Genomic DNA, 16,140 nt, shown 5'->3' with positions numbered 1-16,140 from the left:
TTTCTGCTATGTGGACACACCTAGGATGGTGGCATAGCCCCCGAACCCCGAGGATGACCTTGCGTAGTTTTGTTTCAGCATTGGGAGTGATCCTCGCTTTACTCCTCACAGCCGTCGCCGTTCCTACCGCGTGGGTTGACCAGAACATCGTCAAAGAAGAGGGCTTTGTCCGGATGGCAGGTGCACTGGGCAATGATCCGGAATTCCAAAGCAAACTGGCCGCTGCCGCAGTTGGAACCTTCGAGTCATCCGTGGATCTCCCAGGGCCCATCCAATCGTTGGCGGCTGACGCACTCCGCAGCGCTGCATCTGGAATGCAATCGTGGAGCGACTACCCCCGGGCGTGGGAAGAGACAGTGCGCAACAGCCACAGGTTGAACTTCGGCGCGGCGAACCAATCAGAGGAAGCAGCCACCACCTCTGCGCTGGTCCTTGATATCAGCCCCATGGTCAGACTCATTCGCGATCATTTCGCCGAGGCCACCCGGATCCGGATTGATGTTCCAGCGGAAAGCCTGGTCTCTCTGGGGGAGCCCTCCCACCGCCAACTGGTGGAGCGGGTGGCTGCGTTTGCGCCCCTATGGTGGGTGGCCGCACTCGGCGCTCTCATTTCCTTATTGCTGGCTCTTGTGGTTGCACGCAGGCGTTCCCTGGTGCTGGTCTTCGTTGGGCTTGGCGGCCTGGCGCTGGCTGCGCTCTGGACGGCGGGCGCGGACCTGGCCGGAGGAGTAGTGGGTAACCTGTCCAGCGCAAACGGTGTGGCTGAGCTTTTCAAACAAGAGTTCTTCACGGCCGCAAAGACAAGCTTCGGGCAATGGATCCTGATCGCAGCGGTGACATCCGGCGCATTGTTTGTGGCAGGCGTCATAGGATCCTTCGTGTCAGGGCGACGACGGTCACGTTCGGCCCCCGGGTAAAGGCCGGGCCGGTAGCATGGAGGAATGACCAGCACAGCAGTTTCCATTCCTATGCCCACGGTGCCCCGCAGACGCCGTTCTCCGGAAGAGGTCCAGGCAGCGGCGCCCGTCACGGGTCCCAAGAAGGTCCTGTTGGCGGCCCCTCGAGGTTATTGCGCTGGCGTAGACCGGGCTGTCATTGCTGTGGAAAAGGCTTTGGAGCACTACGGGCCTCCCGTCTACGTACGCAAGCAGATCGTCCACAACGTGCACGTTGTTAGCTCCCTGGAGGAGCAAGGCGCCATCTTCGTTGAGGAAACCGACGAGGTCCCCGAAGGCGCACTGGTCATCTTCTCCGCACACGGCGTCTCACCTGCAGTGGTGCAGTCAGCCGAGGATCGCGGATTGCGCACCATCGATGCAACCTGCCCTCTGGTCACCAAAGTGCACAAGGAAGCTGTGCGCTTTGCCAAGGAAGATTACGACATCCTGCTCATTGGTCACGAAGGCCACGAGGAAGTCGAAGGAACAGCCGGCGAAGCCCCGGAGCATATCCAGATCATTAACGGGCCCCATGAAGTGGACAAGGTCACCGTCCGTGACCCTGAGAAAACCATCTGGCTTTCTCAGACCACGCTCAGCGTGGACGAAACCATGGAAACCGTTCGCCTCCTCAAGGACCGTTTCCCTACCCTGCAGGATCCGCCCAGCGATGACATTTGCTATGCCACCACCAACCGGCAGGTGGCTATCAAGAAGATCGCCCCGCAGGCTGACCTCGTGATCGTTGTTGGTTCGGCCAACTCGTCCAACTCCGTGCGCTTGGTTGAAGTAGCGCTGGAATATGGTGCCAAGAGCTCGTACCGCGTGGATTTTGCCAATGAAGTGGACGAGTCCTGGTTCGAGGGCGTTGCCACCGTGGGCGTGACTTCCGGCGCTTCCGTTCCTGAGGTGCTCGTCAAGGATGTTCTGCGGCTTCTGGCTGACTACGGTTACGGTGAGGTCCAGGAAGTGGTGACAGCAGAGGAAGACCTGCTTTTCTCGCTTCCCAAGGAACTGCGGGCCACCTTGAAGAAGGCCGGCGATGTGACACGTGCCCTTGGCGGCCGTGGAAACCGTCCGACGTCCTAACAAATACTCGTTACACAACTGGCCCGCAGTGGTTGCCTTCCTTCGGGAAAGCCTTCACTGCGGGCCAGTTCCGTTAAGCGGCCCATCTCTTAGGCGGCCGACTCCCGGTCCTGGCGGTCGTCCTGGTCGTGGGCTGCGTCCTGATGCCCATGGGTGTCCACGGCCAGCAGTTCCGGGGCTGCCAACGCGCGGGGGACAACCTCAACGGACACCGGCGCGGCGAGGCCAGCATCGTCCATAGTGTTGAGCTTGCGCGCTGTAGGGAGCACCCGTGCCTCCAGTGTGCCCACCATGGCGTTGTAGCGATCCACAGAGGTCTTCAACGAGCTGCCCAGCTTGCTGACATTCTCACCGAGAGTACCCATGCGTTCGTAGAGCTGCTTTGCGAGCTCAAACAGTTCGTGGGCGCTATCGGTGAGGACGTCCTGTCGCCACGTAAACGCCACAGACTTGAGGACTGCCAGCAAGGTGCCTGGCGACGCCAGGACCACGTTCCTGGACAAGGCGTGTTCCAGCAGGGCGGGATCGGCCTCAAGGGCTGACGCCAGAATGGACTCTGCCGGAAGGAAGCAGATCACCAGCTCGGGGGAGTTCCCAGGAATATCCCAGTACTTCTTGGCCGCCAAGGCGTCGATGTGGGCCTTGAGAGCCTTTGCATGCTGTGCCAGCAGCGTCTTGGAGTCATGGCTGATGGCAGGACCTACCGACTCACCGAAGGATCCGTCTCCGTGGAGTTGTTTCTGCGCAGCGAGGTAGGAAGCCAAGGGCACCTTGGCATCTACTACCAGCTGCTTACCACCAGGAAGCTGAACCACCAGGTCCGGCCGCAGCGTGTTGTCGTTACGGCCCGAATGAACCTGCTCATGGAAGTCCACGTGCTTGAGCATTCCAGAGGCCTCCACCACTCTGCGGAGCTGAACCTCGCCCCACTGGCCGCGTGCACTGTTGGAACGGAGTGCTGAGGCCAAGGCGTGCGTTGACCGCAAGAGCTGTTCGTCGGATGAACGCGCATCCTGCAATTGCTGGGCCAGTTGGCCGTACTGCTCCACCCTGTCCCGCTCGAGCAGCGATACCTGTTGCTGCACCGCTGTGAGCTTTTCGGCCACGGGAGCGAGCGCGCGCAAAACACTGCCGTCGGAGTTCCTTGCTGCGCTCAACTCCCGGTTCTGTGTGAACAAAAGCCGCCGCTCGGCGTCGGCGGCTGCCAGCTGTGCCGTCACTTCCGAAAGCCGTGACGAAACGGCATCAAAGTCCTCCTCCAGCCCAGCGCCCCGGCGTCGGAAGACAATATAGCCGGCCGCAAGCCCAACCGCGGCGCCAATCAGCAGCATGAGCAGGGCCAATACCAATCCAAATCCATCCATGTGGCAACCCTGTCACAGGGGTACGACAGTTTTAGCGAGGCTGTACGCGTGGGCCCGGTTTGCGGGTGGTGACAACCCCGGACGTGGTTCCAACGGGTAGAATCAATGCTCGTGGCTCTTACTATTGGCATCGTCGGACTGCCCAACGTCGGCAAATCAACTCTTTTCAATGCACTGACTCGTAACCAGGTGCTCGCTGCGAACTATCCGTTCGCGACGATTGAACCCAACGTCGGCGTGGTGAACCTTCCCGATCCGCGTCTGGCGAAGCTGGCGGAGATCTTCGGTTCGCAGAAGTTGCTGCCCGCTCCGGTGTCCTTCGTGGACATCGCAGGCATCGTGAAGGGTGCCTCGGAAGGCGAAGGCCTGGGGAACAAATTCCTCGCCAACATCCGCGAAGCGGAGGCCATCGCGCAGGTGGTTCGTGTTTTTGATGACCCGGATGTCATCCACGTCGATGGCAAGGTTGATCCGCGCTCCGACATGGAAACCATCAACACCGAGCTGATCCTTGCTGATCTTCAGACCATCGAAAACGCCATCCCGCGTATCGAAAAAGAAGTCAAGATCAAAAAGCGCGAAGCAGCTGAACTGGCCGCCATCAAGGCAGCCCAGGCAGTCCTGGAACGCGGCGACACCATCTTCTCCTCGATCAAGAGCGACAAGCTGGAGATGGAGCACCTCAAGGAGCTCGGGCTTTTGACTGCCAAGCCCTTCATCTACGTCTTCAATGCCGATGAAGGCATCCTTGGTGACCAGGAAAAGCAGGATGAGCTGCGTGCTTTGGTGGCCCCTGCTGATGCGGTGTTCCTTGATGCCAAGCTCGAATCCGACCTCGTTGAACTGGACGAGGAAGAAGCCCGCGAAATGCTGGAAATGAACGGCCAGAGCGAATCCGGCCTGGACCAGTTGGCCCGCGTTGGGTTCCACACCCTTGGCTTGCAGACCTACCTCACAGCCGGTCCCAAGGAAACCCGTGCATGGACCATTCGCCAAGGCGACACTGCGCCTCAGGCCGCTGGCGTGATCCACTCCGACTTCCAGCGCGGCTTCATCAAAGCTGAAGTTGTTTCCTTCGACGATCTCATCGACGCCGGTTCCATGGCTGAGGCCAAGTCCCGAGGCAAGGTCCGTATTGAAGGCAAAGAGTACGTGATGGCCGACGGCGACGTGGTGGAGTTCCGCTTCAACGTGTAGGTCCACAGCCAAAAAATCCTTGGTCCGCTCGCAGACCATGCGTTATCCACATATGGCCACTGGCCGGGCCTTCCGAGGTCAGCCAGTGGCCATACTTGGCAAATGGGAATCAGATACTACGCATATGCCTTCGACGCTGACGTCACGGACTTAGTCCTCGCCGATCCGAGACGCTTTTTATCGACAGACCCAATTGCTGACGCTTGGGGTCTCAAAGCTGCCGACGGGTTTGAGATCGCCACCTTCGAACAAGCCGTACCGGAGTGCGACATGCTCTACCTGGACAAAGCATGGCGCTACTTGCAGGCCTTCTCCGCGCCCTCAAGGGCCGGAGGCGAAGCAAGGCCTGCGTTTCGCATGTTTGAAGGTGCAGTGACCATGCATCATGACGGGTGGGAATCATGGGTGCGCGTCCTTCCTCCGTCCGACGTGGTGGCCATTGCCGAGGATCTGCACGATGTATCTGACTCGGAGTTCGGCGACTGGCTGCAGGAGTACTTGCCGACCGAGAGGGACTCGAATGTCCCGTACGGTGTTGGCTATCTCCAACAGGCCCGGGTTTTCGTCACGGATCTGGCGGCCGTCGGTCGCGGGCTGGTCTACCTGATTGGCTAAAAGCCAGTGACGACATATCACGCGATATCATGGCTGCATGGGAAACGCGGTGAGGGAAGTCCGTGAGGCTGCTGGCATCAGCCAGGGCGAGTTGGCTCGGCGCTCTGGGGTGGCCCAGCCAAACATTGCTGCTTACGAAGCTGGTCGGCGCACGGCATCCCCGGTGATGTTGGACCGTCTTCGTGCAGCAGCGCGCCCTTTGCCGCATGAAGTCCTTGCATCGCGGGGCCAGGAATTGCTTCAGCTGGCACTGCGCTATGGTTTCAGCAATGTTCGCGTCTTCGGTTCTGTGGCCAGCGGACTCGATCGCCCAGGAAGCGATCTGGACATCCTGGTCACACGATCACCCGGCGTCGGGTTATTGACTGTCGCGGCGTTTGCCGCCGAAGCAAGTGAATTGTTGGGGGTAGAAGTTGACGTCGTCACCGATGGCGGCTTGCGGGAAGATCACGAAATCCTGACCACCGCGGTCGCCCTATGAATCAAAGGGACGCAGCCGCACTCAGAGAGATCGTCCGTTTGTGTGGCGTCGGGGTTGCCCTCGTCAAGCGCGGCCGTGCCTGGTACCTCGGCGACGCTGACAATGTGCCGGGCTTGGCGGCGGAGTCGTTGATCATCAAAATCGGAGAAAATGTCGCTCGCTTGAGCATCGAGACGACCGATCGGTACCCCGAAGTTCCGTGGTCTCTGATCAAGCGAATGCGGGATCGGCTCGCGCATCACTATGAGGGGACAGACTACGACGCGGTCTGGGACACCCTCGACGCTGACTTACCGACGATAGAGCACCTTATCCGATCGATCAACTAGTTCCTCTATCAGGAGCCTCGATCCACTGTATGTTCAGCGCGGACCGGGGCTCCTTTTTCGTCTGAAAATCGTCCTGTCCTGCTGTCAGACAGCGTATGCTACCACCGAGTAACGTTTGACTTGAAATCCGCGGCAAATTAGGCATGTGTAGGTTGCGGAACGGTTACAGTTTGGCCAGCACGTCCCATCATCCGGACACAATGTGGGTAGGCTTACACTCACATGTAGGCAACGTCACAGTAGGAAACTGTGCCTGTGCCTGGGGGAAATCACGAATTTTCCCTGCTCAACTCCACGACTCATAGGAGGCGGAATGCGTTTCTCGCGCACTTCCAAAGCTCTAGGCGTAGCGGCGATCATCGCCCTCGCAGCTACCGGTTGCGGTGGCGGCGGCAGCAACGACTCCGGTACATCCGCGGGCGACCCGAACAAGGTCATCATTGCCGACGGCTCCGAGCCGCAGCGTCCGCTCATGCCGGCTGACATCAACGAAGTCGGCGGTGGCAAGATTGCCACGCTGATCTTCTCTGGCCTTGTCAGCTATGACCCTTCCGGCAAGCCGGTGAACGAGTTGGCGGAGTCCATTGAGGCGCCTGACGCGCAGAACTTCACCATCAAGATCAAGAAGGACCAGAAGTTCACCAATGGTGACGCCATCACGGCCAAGACCTTTGTTGACTCCTGGAACTACGGTGCAGCGGCAAAGAACGCGCAACTGAGCGCCACCTTCTTTGAGAGCATCAAGGGTTACGACGAAGCCAGTGCAGAGGGTTCCACGGTGGACACGCTGTCCGGCCTGAAGGTTGTGGATGACACCACCTTCACCGTCGAACTCAAGCAGCCGGAATCTGACTGGCCGCTCCGTCTCGGTTACACGGCGTTCATGCCGGTTCCGGCGGCAGCACTTGCCGACCCCAAGACCTACGGCGAGAAGCCCGTGGGCAACGGCCCGTACAAGATGGCGGAGAACGGTTGGCAGCACAACGTGCAGATCCAACTGGTCCCGAACCCCGATTACAACGGTCCCCGTAAGGCAAAGAACGGTGGCGTGACGTTCAAGATCTTCCAGAACGATGACGCTGCCTACCAGGATCTGCTGTCCAACAACCTGGACATTCTGCAGGTCATCCCCACGAGCGCCCTCAAGAACTTCAAGTCTGATCTTGGCGATCGATTCATTGAGAAGCCGTACGCAGGCAACCAGACCATTGCTATCCCGGAGTACCTTCCGGAATGGAGTGGCGAGGCTGGCAAGCTCCGCCGTCAGGCAATCTCCATGGCCATCAACCGGGAAGAGATCACTAAGGTGATCTTCAGCGGTGGCCGCCAGCCGGCCAAGGACTTCACTGCCCCCGTCCTCGACGGTTACAGCGACAGCATCCCGGGCTCGGATAACCTGAAGTTCGACGCCACCAAGGCCAAGGACCTCTGGGCCAAGGCAGATGCCATCCAGAAGTGGGACCCGAACACGGCCTTCACCATTGCGTACAACGCTGACAAGGGCGGCCACAAGGCTTGGGTTGAGGCTCTCACCAACCAGCTGAAGAACAACCTCGGCATCAAGGCCGAGGGACTTCCCTTCGCAACGTTTAAGGAAGCACGCGATCTTGCAACCACCGGCAAGCTCACTGGCGCCATCCGCGCAGGCTGGCAGGCAGACTACCCGTCGCTGTACAACTTCCTCGGCCCGATCTACAAGACCGGCGCTGGCTCGAACGATGCCCGCTATGAGAACCCCACCTTTGACAAGGCTATCTCTGACGGACTCTCCGCACCTTCCGTTGCAGAAGGTAACAAGGCAATGAACAAGGCACAGGAAATCCTTCTGCAGGATCTTCCCGCCATCCCGCTGTGGTACCAGGTTTCACAGGGTGGCTGGAGCACTGGCGTCTCCAATGTTGACTACGGCTGGGACGGCGTTCCGCTGTACTACAACATCACTGGCAAGTAACCGCGAAACGGCGGCGGGGGTGCTCAGCTGAGCATGTCCGCCGCCGTATCACGTTGCAAATCAATGACGCCCAACTACGGTTGGGCGTCCTTGTGCAGGCCTACTTGCCCCGGCAGGGAACGTTTGCACATCAGACGAAAAGGTTCTTTGATGAACAACTCCGCTGCACCCCTGGACAGGGTGCCTGCTGATCGGGGTGTGATGCGCTGATGGCCACATACATCCTCAAACGATTCCTCCAGCTGATTCCAGTTTTCCTGGGGGCCACACTGCTGGTGTACTTCCTGGTTTTCAGCCTTCCCGGCGACCCCATTGCCGCCTTGTTCGGTGATAAGCCGGTTAACGAAGCGGTTGCTGCGAAACTACGGGCTCAGTACAATCTGGACCAGCCTTTCTTCATCCAGTATTTGCTGTACCTCAAGAGCATCTTCACCTTCGACCTTGGCCAGGACTTCTCCGGCCGGCCCATTGCCGCCGTCCTCGGCGAGGTCTTCCCAGTCACAGCCCGGCTTGCCGTGATGGCTCTGATTTTTGAAGCGGTCTTCGGCATCGCCTTCGGCCTCATCGCCGGTCTTCGCAAGGGAAAGCTCTTCGACGGCACCGTCCTGATCGCCTCGCTAATCGTCATCGGTATCCCGATCTTCGTGCTCGGCTTCATTCTTCAATTCTTCATCGGTGTGCAGCTGGGGTGGGCTAAACCAACTGTCAGTGCGGCCGCGACAGTGCAGGACTTGATCCTGCCTGCAATCGTTCTTGGCCTCGCGTCGTTCGCTTACGTTCTCCGTTTGACCCGGACCAGCGTCATCGAGAACATGAATGCCGACTACGTCCGGACAGCCACGGCAAAGGGGTTGTCCCGTTTCAGGGTGGTCAACGTCCACATTTTGCGTAACTCGCTTATTCCAGTGGTGACGTTCCTGGGCGCAGACCTTGGCACCCTGATGGGAGGAGCGATTGTCACAGAAGGTATCTTCAACGTTCCCGGCGTAGGCAACAGGCTTTATCGGGCCGTCCTGTCGGGTGAGGGACCCACGGTGGTCTCCATTGTCACGGTGTTGGTGTTGATCTACTGCCTCTCCAACTTGCTTGTTGACCTCCTTTACGCCTGGCTTGACCCGAGGATCCGCTATGACGCCTGAAAGTAACCTGACCGGGCAGGACACCACCCGGCGACACATTGAGCACTTCGTTGCCGATCTTGACGAAACGCCGCTGCAGGCAACCGACAAGGTCAAGGAAGACAGCGCTCCCTCCAGCCTTTGGGGTGAGGCATGGAAGAACCTGCGCAAGCAGCCATTGTTCATCATCTCGGCCATCATGATCCTGGCCGTAGTAGTGGTTTCCCTCTTCCCGGGTTTGTTCTCTCAAATTGATCCCTCCAACGAAGCCTGCCAGCTGTCCAACTCAGACGGCGGACCTGCATCGGGTCACCCTCTTGGCTTCACGCAACAGGGCTGCGACGTTTACGCTCGCGTCATTTTCGGTACCCGATCGTCGGTGACCGTCGGCCTGTTCACGACCATCGGCGTCGTCCTGTTCGGGGGCATCGTTGGTGCCCTCGCCGGATACTACGGCGGTTGGGCGGATGCACTGCTGGCCCGCCTGACGGATATTTTCTTCGCACTGCCGCTGATCCTTGGCGCAATCGTGATGATGCAGCTCCCCGTTTTCCGTGCGAACCGTACGGTATGGACGCTGGTGTTGATTCTTATCGTCTTCGGGTGGCCGCAGATTGCCCGCATCACCCGAGGCGCAGTGATCGAGGTCAGAAATGCTGACTTTGTGGTGGCCGCGCGATCCCTTGGTGTTTCGCGTTTCCGTTCGCTGCTGCGCCATGTGCTGCCGAACTCGCTGGCTCCGATCATCGTCGTGGCAACCATCTCCCTCGGCACCTTTATCGTTGCCGAGTCGACCCTTTCCTTCCTTGGAATCGGGTTGCCACCGAGTGTCATGTCGTGGGGCAATGATATTCAGGCCGCACAGGCATCCTTGCGATCCAATCCGATGCCCTTGCTTTACCCGGCAATAGCTCTATCCATCACAGTCTTGAGCTTCATCATGCTGGGCGACGCCCTGAGGGATGCGCTGGACCCCAAGGCGCGTAAACGATGAAAGGCGAAGCCATGAACTCTTCAGTTCACATCAAGGAAGAAGTCGCCGGCTCTGAGCGTCCGCTGCTGGAGATCAGAAACCTTGCAATCAACTTCACCACCAGTAATGGTGAGGTCAACGCAGTAAGGAACGCTCATCTGACGGTCATGCCCGGCGAGACTGTCGCAATCGTGGGGGAGTCGGGCTCAGGAAAATCAACCTCAGCCCTGGCTGCCATTGGACTACTTCCCGGAAATGGCCGGGTGGCCGGCGGAGAAATTTTCTTTGACGGCGAGGACATTGCCCACGCGAGCGAGAAGCGCATGATCGAGCTCCGCGGCAATTCCATTGGCATGGTTCCTCAGGACCCCATGTCCAACCTGAACCCCGTGTGGAAAATCGGATTCCAGGTCAAGGAGACTTTGAAAGCGAACGGGCTCCCCTCAGGGCCCGAGGACGTCGCCAAGGTCCTCTCCGAGGCAGGCTTGCCCGACGCTTCGCGCAGAGCCAAGCAGTACCCGCATGAGTTCTCCGGAGGCATGCGTCAGCGTGCGCTCATTGCCATCGGACTTTCATGCCAGCCGCGCCTGCTGATCGCGGATGAGCCGACGTCGGCACTTGACGTTACGGTACAGCGGCAGATTCTGGATCACTTGGACAAGATGACGTCCGAGCTGGGTACAGCCGTGCTTCTCATCACCCACGATCTCGGCCTCGCCGCCGAGCGTGCGGACAAGGTGGTTGTCATGTACAAGGGCCAGGTTGTGGAGTCCGGGCCTTCGCTGGAGCTGCTCCGCAACCCACGGCACCCCTACACGAAGCGACTGGTCGCTTCGGCGCCGTCGCTGGCTTCACGTCGTATCCAAGTGGCTAAGGAGCAGGGGATCGAATCTGAGGAGCTGCTGGCTCCTGCAGAACCGGTGGTCGTCGAGGCAGCCCTGCCGGAGGAGGTTCTGAAAGTTGAGGACTTGACGAAGGTCTTCAAACTTCGTGGCGGCATTGGCAAGTCCACGGACTTCACTGCAGTCGACTCTGTTTCCTTTGCCGTTAAGCGCGGAACCACTACGGCCATTGTTGGCGAGTCCGGATCCGGCAAGTCGACTGTGGCGCAAATGGTTCTCAACCTGTTGGAACCGACGTCGGGAAAGATCATCTTTGACGGCGTGGATACGTCGACGCTCAGCAGCAAGGACCTGTTTAAGTTCCGTCGCCGGGTCCAGCCGATCTTCCAGGATCCCTACGGTTCCCTCGATCCCATGTACAACATCTTCCGCACCATTGAAGAACCGTTGAGGACCCACAAGATCGGCAACAAGGCCAGCCGTGAAAAGAAGGTCCGGGAGCTTCTGGACCAGGTGGCCTTGCCGCAGTCCACCATGCGCCGGTACCCCAACGAACTCTCGGGTGGCCAGCGGCAGCGCATTGCCATTGCCCGCGCGCTGGCCTTGGACCCGGAAGTCATCATTTGCGATGAAGCGGTCTCAGCACTGGACGTCCTCGTCCAAGCCCAGGTGCTGAACCTGCTGGCTGATCTTCAGGACAACCTTGGACTGACGTACCTGTTCATTACCCACGACCTCGCGGTTGTCCGTCAGATCGCGGACCACGTCTGTGTGATGCAGAAGGGCAAGCTTGTGGAAACGGGAAGCACGGATGATGTCTTCGACAACCCGCGCGAGGCGTACACCCAGGCGCTTTTGGATGCTATTCCGGGCGGCTCTTTGCTGCTGCCACCAGAGGTGGCCTGACCGGCGTCGTAAGTTCCCTTCGCCGTGAAGCAACAGAGCCGGTGGTTCCCTGAGAAGGGGACCACCGGCTCTTGCCGTTTAAGGCACGTGTTGCGGGGCCCGCTCTGCAGGCCAAGGCGCTCACAAAGCATGCAAAGCGGGCCTCACAACGTTCGGGTTGACGACGGCGCGGGCTACTTCGCCGGCGGGGCGGTGTCCGGGCGGGCCGTGAGGCCAAGGGCAGTTAATTCGCGAGCCAATGCTGCGCCCAGTTTCGCGTGCCCGGCAGGCTTCAGGTGCACGCCATCCTGGAGATCCCCGATCGCGTCGTAGCGGCTGAGCCAGTCGCCCGCACTGACGAACGGGATGGCGTGCTTGGCCGCGATACGTCCCAAGAGGGCGTCGATTTCCGTACGGCGTCCGCCGCCATTGCTCACGCCCCTGGCCAGGGTTCCAATCATGGCAAAGGTGGTTCCCGGGTAGCGCTTCTTGAGGGCAGCGAGGAGCCGCTCGGCATTGCTGGTGATCTGCGCGTCCGTGGCGCGTTGGGTGGCGTCATTGCCGCCACCCTGGATCACGATCAACGGTGGATCGCCAAAGGGCAACACCCAGTCTCCGCGTTGCAACGCATCGATGTAGTTGCCGGTTTTCCCGTTGGTTGCTACGTATCCTGTGCCGCCCATGCCCACGACGTGCAGTTTGTAGCCCATCGCAGCAATTCCTTGCTGCGGCCATGAATCCTTCGGCATGGATTGGGAATCGCCGATGAGTACAGCGGTGTGGCGAACGTCCGCCAGGACCAGCTCGCTGCGGTTATTCGCCGGGTTTTTGTACAGCGAGCCCACCGGTAGGTTGAGGGAACTGGGGGCAGGGGCCACTCGTAGCGGTTTATCGGCGGCCGCTGTCTGCGCGGGCACGGGCGCGACTGATCCAGAGGGGGCGGTGATTGGCGCTGGGTTTGATCCGCAGCCCACCAGGAGAACGCCGGAGGCGATCAGGGGTGCGAGCATGCGGAACGCGGCCGGAGCTTGTCGCATCTATTGTTCTCCACGTGGCACTGGTTCTGGAGCCAATCATGCTGCACGCGACCGCGAAAATCCAGCATCTTGACTTGCGTTTACGTCACAACGCGGGAGTGTGAGCAGTGCCACATTCGGGGGGTGAATGGCTTGCTTTTTAGGCTCATAAATGCAACTGCGTTTAGACTGGATGCAGGTGCCCTGTGTCCCGGGGTCTTTTCGCTGTGTGTTCCGATCAAGTCGATCAGGTATGCGCGCGGATACAAACAGCTGACTTCACCACTGAAACGAGTCATTAACGCATGTCTGAAACCATCACCAACACTGCGTCGCGGAGCGATCTGCGCAACGTCGCGATCGTCGCACACGTTGACCACGGCAAGACCACGCTGGTCGACGCCATGCTCAAGCAGACCAACTCCTTCGCTTCCCATGGTGAGGTTGAGGACCGTGTCATGGACTCCGGTGACCTGGAGCGCGAAAAGGGCATCACCATCCTCGCCAAGAACACCACGGTTGCCTACAACGGCCCGTCGTCCAACGGCGAGACCATCACCATCAACGTCATTGACACCCCCGGCCACGCCGACTTCGGTGGCGAGGTAGAGCGCGGTCTGTCCATGGTTGACGGCGTCGTCCTGCTGGTCGACTCCTCTGAGGGTCCCCTGCCCCAGACCCGCTTCGTGCTGCGTAAGGCCCTCGCCGCCCACCTGCCGGTGATCCTCCTGGTCAACAAGACCGACCGCCCGGACGCCCGCATCGACGAAGTTGTCCACGAGTCCATGGACCTGCTCCTCGGACTTGCCTCGGACCTTGCTGACGAAGTTCCGGACCTGGATCTGGACAAGGTCCTCGAAGTTCCCGTCGTTTACGCCGCTGCCAAGGTTGGCCGCGCTTCCCTGGAGCAGCCGGATAACGGTTCCGCTCCGGAGAACGAGGACCTCGAGCCGCTCTTCAAGACCATCATCGAGCACATCCCCGCTCCCACGTACAACCCGGACGGCGTGCTGCAGGCACACGTTACCAACCTGGACGCATCGCCGTTCCTTGGTCGCCTCGCCCTGCTCCGCATCTACAACGGCACGCTCCGCAAGGGCCAGACCGTGGCCTGGGCGCGCGCAAACGGTGAGCTCAAGAACGTCAAGATCACCGAACTGCTTGCTACCAAGGCCCTGACCCGCGTTCCCGCTGAGTCTGCCGGTCCGGGTGAAATCGTTGCTGTTGCCGGTATCGAGGAGATCACCATCGGTGAAACCTTGACGGATGCCGAGAACCCGCAGCCGCTGCCGCTGATCACCGTGGATGATCCCGCGATCTCCATGACCATCGGTATCAACACCTCGCCGCTGGCCGGCAAGGTCAAGGGCGCCAAGGTTACGGCCCGCCAGGTGAAGGATCGCCTGGACAAGGAACTGATCGGTAACGTCTCCATCAAGGTTCTCCCCACCGAGCGTCCCGACGCCTGGGAAGTTCAGGGCCGTGGTGAGCTCGCGCTGGCCATCCTGGTTGAGCAGATGCGCCGTGAAGGCTTCGAACTGACCGTGGGCAAGCCGCAGGTTGTTACCAAGACCATCGACGGCAAGCTCCACGAGCCGATGGAACACATGACCATCGACGTGCCGGAAGAATACCTCGGCGCCGTCACCCAGCTCATGGCTGCCCGCAAGGGTCGCATGACCAACATGGCCAACCACGGTACCGGCTGGTGCCGCATGGAGTTCATCGTTCCTGCACGTGGCCTGATCGGCTTCCGCACCCGGTTCCTCACGGACACCCGCGGCGCCGGCATTGCTGCCTCCATTTCCGAAGGCTACGAGCCGTGGGCCGGCCCGATCGAGTACCGTACCAACGGTTCCATGATCGCCGACCGTGCCGGTGTTGTTACGCCGTTCGCCATGATCAACCTGCAGGAACGCGGTTCCTTCTTCGTGAAGCCCACCTCCGAGGTCTACGAAGGCATGATCGTGGGCGAGAACTCCCGCGCTGATGACATGGACGTGAACATTACCAAGGAAAAGAAGCTCACCAACATGCGTGCGGCTTCCTCTGACACCTTCGAGAACCTGACGCCGCCGCGCGACCTGACCCTCGAAGAGTCTCTGGAATTCGCCCGTGAGGACGAATGCGTTGAGGTCACCCCGGAATCCATCCGGATCCGCAAGGTCATCCTGGACTCGAACGAGCGCGCCAAGGCCAACCGCGCCCGCGCCAAGTCCTAGCCTGGACTTTCTGACGCAGTCAGGAACAGCTGAATGAAGAAGAGAGCCGCCGGTATGGCACGCAGCATTGCTGCGGCCGTGCCGGCGGCTCTTTTTGTTGCCCTCGCCGGAACAGCGCTCCATCGGCGGACCGTACTGTGGTCCGGCGTTGAGCTCCCATGGGGCGTGGCCGCAGCTCTGCTGCTCGTGGCGTCCGTACAGTTGTGGCTCGCTGCCTGGTGCCGCTCGGTGGTACCGGCGGCGGTGGCAGGCGTGGTGAGCTACGCCGTCGTCGGAATCCTGTCCTCAGCCGGTCCGGCCAAGCAGTTGATTCCGGGCGACGCCGTGGGGAACGTCTGGGTTTTCGGCATCGGCGGAGTGACGTTAATCATGCTTGTGGTCATCAGTCGGCTGCCCGTCAGTCGGACGCGGCGCGCACGGGTTGCCGGCGCGGCGGCGGAGGTGGAACCTCTTTCGCGGCGATAACCATTGCCAGCGGAATGTCGACGTCGGACGTGCGGGTCCGGACTGTACAGGCGCCTTCGGTGGTTCCTACCAGATAGCCGAGTGCGTCCGTCAAACCGTCCTCGATCCTGTACCGGACCACTACCCGGATTCCTGGCTCTGCGTTGAGGAGGAACTGTTGGGGCGGCACATTCGGGGGAGTCACCGTTTCATACTAAGACGCGGGCTAGGTTGGCGTTAGCGCACTGTTGGATAATAGGCTCGGAAGTTGAGTGCCCGGCATGATGCCGGCAGTGTTACCCCGGCCATCGCCGGGACAAACCGTGGAGAGGTCTGGGACGTGACGTACGTAATCGCGCAGCCGTGTGTGGATGTCAAGGACAAGGCATGTATTGAAGAGTGCCCTGTCGACTGCATTTACGAAGGTGAGCGTTCCCTCTATATCCACCCCGATGAATGTGTCGACTGTGGTGCTTGTGAACCCGTGTGCCCTGTTGAGGCCATTTACTACGAGGATGACACCCCGGAAGAATGGGCCGACTACTACAAGGCCAACGTTGAGTTCTTTGATGACCTGGGTTCCCCTGGCGGAGCCGCCAAGATCGGAAACACGGGCAAGGACCACCCGTATATCGCTGCACTGCCCCCGCAGAACCAAGACCACTAAGGGCGGTTG

Annotated in this window: 16 protein-coding genes; 13 read left to right on the top strand and 3 right to left on the bottom strand. The window is 60.1% G+C overall.

Annotation, left to right across the window (positions count from 1 at the left end; translation table 11 throughout):
• Positions 1-53: 53 nt before the first annotated feature.
• The gene (locus tag LDN70_RS14285; protein ID WP_223940594.1) at positions 54-917 is read left to right on the top strand and encodes a hypothetical protein; all 864 of its coding nucleotides are present in this window, start codon (positions 54-56) and stop codon (positions 915-917) included.
• Positions 918-941: 24 nt separating this feature from the next.
• Entirely contained in the window at positions 942-2,027 is a 1,086-nt protein-coding gene (locus tag LDN70_RS14280; protein ID WP_014922310.1) for a 4-hydroxy-3-methylbut-2-enyl diphosphate reductase, read from the top strand.
• A gap of 89 nt (positions 2,028-2,116) precedes the next feature.
• Here LDN70_RS14280 and LDN70_RS14275 read toward each other — a convergent pair whose 3' ends face one another.
• Positions 2,117-3,391 (bottom strand): DNA recombination protein RmuC, encoded by a 1,275-nt coding sequence (locus tag LDN70_RS14275; RefSeq protein ID WP_223940593.1) that lies wholly within the window; start codon positions 3,389-3,391, stop codon positions 2,117-2,119.
• A gap of 111 nt (positions 3,392-3,502) precedes the next feature.
• Here LDN70_RS14275 and ychF point away from each other — a divergent pair, with 111 nt between their 5' ends.
• From ychF to LDN70_RS14235, 8 genes are all read left to right on the top strand, one after another.
• Positions 3,503-4,588, top strand: a complete 1,086-nt coding sequence (ychF, locus tag LDN70_RS14270) for a redox-regulated ATPase YchF (protein ID WP_026546223.1) — start codon at positions 3,503-3,505, stop codon at positions 4,586-4,588.
• Between the two features lie 102 nt (positions 4,589-4,690).
• On the top strand, positions 4,691-5,203 hold the full coding sequence (locus tag LDN70_RS14265; protein WP_142938464.1) for a DUF1877 family protein: 513 nt from the start codon (positions 4,691-4,693) through the stop codon (positions 5,201-5,203).
• A gap of 37 nt (positions 5,204-5,240) precedes the next feature.
• Complete coding sequence (locus LDN70_RS14260; protein ID WP_223940592.1) at positions 5,241-5,684, top strand: XRE family transcriptional regulator; 444 nt, start codon at positions 5,241-5,243, stop codon at positions 5,682-5,684.
• Complete coding sequence (locus tag LDN70_RS14255; RefSeq protein WP_223940591.1) at positions 5,681-6,013, top strand: HepT-like ribonuclease domain-containing protein; 333 nt, start codon at positions 5,681-5,683, stop codon at positions 6,011-6,013. The genes LDN70_RS14260 and LDN70_RS14255 overlap by 4 nt, the downstream gene beginning before the upstream one ends.
• Before the next feature lie 313 nt (positions 6,014-6,326).
• Positions 6,327-7,964, top strand: a complete 1,638-nt coding sequence (locus tag LDN70_RS14250; RefSeq protein WP_223940590.1) for a peptide ABC transporter substrate-binding protein — start codon at positions 6,327-6,329, stop codon at positions 7,962-7,964.
• A 209-nt stretch (positions 7,965-8,173) separates the two neighbouring features.
• On the top strand, positions 8,174-9,103 hold the full coding sequence (locus tag LDN70_RS14245; RefSeq protein WP_142938468.1) for an ABC transporter permease: 930 nt from the start codon (positions 8,174-8,176) through the stop codon (positions 9,101-9,103).
• The gene (locus LDN70_RS14240; protein WP_062072945.1) at positions 9,093-10,076 is read left to right on the top strand and encodes an ABC transporter permease; all 984 of its coding nucleotides are present in this window, start codon (positions 9,093-9,095) and stop codon (positions 10,074-10,076) included. The genes LDN70_RS14245 and LDN70_RS14240 overlap by 11 nt, the downstream gene beginning before the upstream one ends.
• A gap of 11 nt (positions 10,077-10,087) precedes the next feature.
• Positions 10,088-11,803, top strand: coding sequence for an ABC transporter ATP-binding protein (locus LDN70_RS14235; RefSeq protein WP_223940589.1), 1,716 nt, complete (start codon positions 10,088-10,090; stop codon positions 11,801-11,803).
• Between the two features lie 173 nt (positions 11,804-11,976).
• On the opposite strand, the gene LDN70_RS14230 is transcribed toward LDN70_RS14235, so the two are convergent.
• Positions 11,977-12,819 carry an SGNH/GDSL hydrolase family protein gene (locus tag LDN70_RS14230; RefSeq protein ID WP_223940588.1) on the bottom strand — a complete coding sequence of 281 codons (843 nt, stop codon included), beginning with the start codon at positions 12,817-12,819 and terminating at the stop codon, positions 11,977-11,979.
• 284 nt (positions 12,820-13,103) lie between these two features.
• Between LDN70_RS14230 and typA the strand changes: the two genes are divergently transcribed.
• Together typA and LDN70_RS14220 are read left to right on the top strand one after the other, a co-directional pair.
• The gene (gene typA / locus LDN70_RS14225; RefSeq protein WP_166840042.1) at positions 13,104-15,020 is read left to right on the top strand and encodes a translational GTPase TypA; all 1,917 of its coding nucleotides are present in this window, start codon (positions 13,104-13,106) and stop codon (positions 15,018-15,020) included.
• 33 nt (positions 15,021-15,053) lie between these two features.
• On the top strand, positions 15,054-15,485 hold the full coding sequence (locus tag LDN70_RS14220; RefSeq protein ID WP_223940587.1) for a hypothetical protein: 432 nt from the start codon (positions 15,054-15,056) through the stop codon (positions 15,483-15,485).
• Here the strand turns inward: LDN70_RS14220 and LDN70_RS21305 are convergent.
• Positions 15,418-15,606 (bottom strand): putative acetyltransferase, encoded by a 189-nt coding sequence (locus LDN70_RS21305; protein ID WP_502773820.1) that lies wholly within the window; start codon positions 15,604-15,606, stop codon positions 15,418-15,420. The two genes, LDN70_RS14220 and LDN70_RS21305, sit on opposite strands and share 68 nt — an antisense overlap.
• Positions 15,607-15,804: 198 nt before the next feature.
• Here LDN70_RS21305 and fdxA point away from each other — a divergent pair, with 198 nt between their 5' ends.
• Positions 15,805-16,131, top strand: a complete 327-nt coding sequence (gene fdxA, locus LDN70_RS14215) for a ferredoxin (RefSeq protein ID WP_017200392.1) — start codon at positions 15,805-15,807, stop codon at positions 16,129-16,131.
• Positions 16,132-16,140: the final 9 nt, after the last annotated feature.

The organism is Arthrobacter sp. StoSoilB22 (genome assembly GCF_019977315.1).
Lineage (GTDB): Bacteria > Actinomycetota > Actinomycetes > Actinomycetales > Micrococcaceae > Arthrobacter.
The sequence above is the reverse complement of the archived record's forward strand: the minus strand, read 5'-3'. Positions and strand labels throughout refer to the sequence as shown.